This is a genomic window from Candidatus Clavichlamydia salmonicola, assembly GCF_015356765.1.
In the GTDB taxonomy this organism is placed as follows: domain Bacteria; phylum Chlamydiota; class Chlamydiia; order Chlamydiales; family Chlamydiaceae; genus Clavichlamydia; species Clavichlamydia salmonicola.
The window spans coordinates 1-3,463 of sequence record NZ_WTCQ01000024.1 but is presented as its reverse complement, the minus strand read 5'-3'; the positions used below and the strand labels follow the sequence as shown (position 1 = coordinate 3,463).

Annotated in this window: 1 protein-coding gene and 1 tRNA gene; both read left to right on the top strand. The window is 29.5% G+C overall.

Annotated elements, in window-relative coordinates:
- Positions 1-142: 142 nt before the first annotated feature.
- A complete protein-coding gene (locus tag CLAVI_RS05565; RefSeq protein WP_194844609.1) occupies positions 143-3,133 on the top strand; it encodes a hypothetical protein in 2,991 nt (996 codons plus the stop codon).
- A gap of 204 nt (positions 3,134-3,337) precedes the next feature.
- A tRNA-Pro gene (locus CLAVI_RS05560) sits at positions 3,338-3,412 on the top strand.
- The last annotated feature ends 51 nt before the right edge of the window (positions 3,413-3,463 follow it).

The following is a 3,463-nucleotide window of genomic DNA, read 5'->3' as shown; positions in this document are numbered from 1 at the left end:
AAAACTTTAGAAAGTTAAAAATATTAATTAAAAAAAAGAATTAATTATTATAGATTTTTTAATAATAAATATTTGATAAAGATTTTAATTATTTAAAATAGCATTATCAATCGTTCTAAAATTTGTTTTTATCAATCACATTATGGTCTATTTTTCCATTGTCATTCATTCAGAGGCTCATACATTTGAAATTCAAGAGCTAGAAATTTCTCATAATCCCTGGGAATTACTAGAAAAAGTATCCAATCTTATAGTAAATATACTGACGCAACCTATTACCTGTAGCCATGTGCCACTAACATTTTTTAATATTTATAAATCATCCACCAATACTTTAAATATTCTTAGCCAGTTACTTCTTCATCTTTCGTCAAAAATTTTATCATCAGAAGCAGCCCCTAGCTTACACTTACTCGAGTTAGTAGAAGATACTCAGGATCTTATTAAAGAAACATTACTTTCAGTAGAATTAAAAGCCTTATTTGAACAAAAAACTCCATCTATTAAAGAATCTAAAGTCTTTCCATTATCTCCATCTACATTGAAAGAAACTAATATACAGAAAGAATATTCTTATGTTTGTTCTGATGACAGGCACTGCCTTCTGGGGCTTAATGAGGAAGCCTCTTTATCACAAACGAATACATCAATAACATTATCAGAAGATTTAGAAATCTTTTCTACATCTCCTTTGTCTTTATCTGAATTAGAAAAATTTAATATGTTAGAAGAATGTGCCCATTTTTCTTTTGATGATCTGCCCTGCACTCCAAGTCTTAATAAAGAAGCGCCTTTATCACAAACGAATACATCAGTAACATTATCAGAAGAGTTAGAAGTCTTTCCTACATCTCCTTTATCTGAATTAGAAGAATTTAATATACCAGAAGATTGGCCCCATTTTTCTTTTGATGATCTGCCATACCTTTCAGGTCTTAATAAAGAAGTGCCTTTATCACAAATTAACACATCTGCAACATTACCAGAAGATTTAGGAAGCCTTCCTCTACCCTCTCTATTTTCATCTGAATTAAAACAAATTAATATGCTGGAAGCACATTCTTATTTTTCTTTTGATGATCTGCACTGCACTCCAAAACTTAATAAGGAAGCTCCTACATCACAATCTAATACATCATTAACATTATCAGAAGCGTTAGAAGTCCTTCCTAAATCGCCTTTATCACCATCTCCATTGAAACAAATTAATATGCTGGAAGCACATTCTTATTTTTCTTTTGATGATCTGCACTGCACTCCAAAACTTAATAAGGAAGCTCCTACATCACAATCTAATACACCAGTAATATTATCAGAAGAGTTGGAAGTCCTTCCATCCTCTTCTTTATTTTTATCTGAATTGGAACAAGATAATATGCTGGAAGAATGTGTAAATTTTTCTTTTGATGATCTGCTATGCACTCAAGAACTTAATAAGGCAGCTCCTACATTACAACCTAACACATCAGTAACATCATCAGAAAAATACAATTCAGATAAAACGTTCTTAGATCCAACTAATGAACCTTCTATTTCAAAAATCTCTTTAAAAGAAGTAAGCCCTTTTCATTCATCATTACACATGGACCCTCAATGCATAATTGATAAAACATCCGATGAATTATTAAAACAATTTAATATTGTTTGGGAACCTACAACTGAATTAAATAAATTTGAAACTATCTCAGTATGTATACAAAAAAATCAATATATTAATAAAATTATTATTAAAAAACATCACTCTAGATTAAACAAAAAAGCCACTTCTAATCAAATAGATACTGTCATTGGCAATATAAATAAATTATTATATCCAAAACAAAAAATTACTCTTTCTATTTTAAACACAGACTTAATTGTACCACCTTTTATAGGGCTTTCAAATGTATTAAACATACATTTACAGCTGCTTTTTATCATAAAGATTTTATATGCGAAAATATCTCAAGCCTTTTTTCCTCCACTAACATCTCTTACAAATTTACAAGCTTTTATGACAAAGATATCTACTAAATGTTTGTATGCATTGAAAACCCATCCCTCGCCTCAAATATTACCTCTACCTTTGATTTCTTCTTTTTCTGCGTCTGATATCCTTTCTTTAGATAGCCTAGAGTTATTAAAAAAAATTAATTTTTTACCCTTTAATCCTGTACGCTCTGAACTACATGAATTTGAATCATTTTTATTTCACCCTCAAAATAAGCCATTCTTTCTTCATTATTTTAGTATTTCCCCTACATTATTACAAAAAACAGACCAATCATTAAATAATCATGTCACGCATTTACTCAAAAATATAAATAAGTATCTTCAACTATCAACAAAATCTCTTGGAAACCATACAACTTATGATTTACTCATATTTTCTATAAATTCTAATATTTCAAATATACTGCACAAACAAATACAGGCTTTGTTACTTTTAAAAATTATTTATGCAACATTACAACAAGCTTTTCCTGTAAATCACCCTTCACTAATATTATTACTAGAAAAAATTAAATCCTTAACTCCTGAAACCCTAAATCATACATCTGAAATATCTACTCTTTTACCAAAAAAAGACGTTAAGAAAGTAGCCCCTGATAGTTTCACTGCTCTTGACCTTATTCTTTCCCCACTTTCTTCACATCTAAATAGCAATCTAAGCCCCTGGCCTGAAAATTTTAATGATTTTCATACATTTCAGTATATATCCATCACAAAAAATCAACCTAATACCACTCCGCCTCAATTTTCAATAAAAAAAGTCTCTTCTTATGAAACATTTAATAACTTATGGGCATACCTTGAGCAATTAAACCAGGTCATGAAAAGCATAACTAATCTCCAATACTCCTTTTATTTTCAAACAGAAGAAAAAGACTTCCAACTTCTATCTTCTAATCCTAGATCAAATAAAAGTACTGTTTCTTACTTATTAAAAATTATTTATGGAAAAATAAGCACAACTTTTCCTACTGAAATTTGGGCATTAGAAAAAATGCAATTGTTAATACTATCAATACAATCTCAAGAATCATTAGAACAAGAACTTTTAGAAATTTCTCCATCATCTGACTCCCATTCATTAAAACGATCTGCAGAAGCAACGATATCCTCAAATAAAAAATCAAAACCATCAAATTAAGAATTTTTTGTTATTTCTTTTTTTTATAAAACAACTTTAAAAACAGAGATCTTTCCACAAAACAATCAACTACTTAATGAATTTTATTTAAAATGTTTTTAAAACATTCTTTTGATTATTGAGGTAAAAATGCTAAGAAAAAAAATATGATTGAGCAAAAACGTGAGCAAAGATTATACTCTTTGGTTTATAATTTAGCCTTAGCGGAGTATAGCGCAGCTTGGTTAGCGCGGCTGCTTTGGGAGCAGTAGGTCGGGGGTTCGAATCCCTCTACTCCGAATTCTTTAGTTCATATGATTATGAATGTAGAAGTCCCTTTATTTTTCATAT

Bases quoted from the DNA above. Each gene is read 5' to 3' on its own strand.
- CLAVI_RS05565 (WP_194844609.1), top strand. From the start codon at position 143: ATGGTCTATTTTTCCATTGTCATTCATTCAGAGGCTCATACATTTGAA.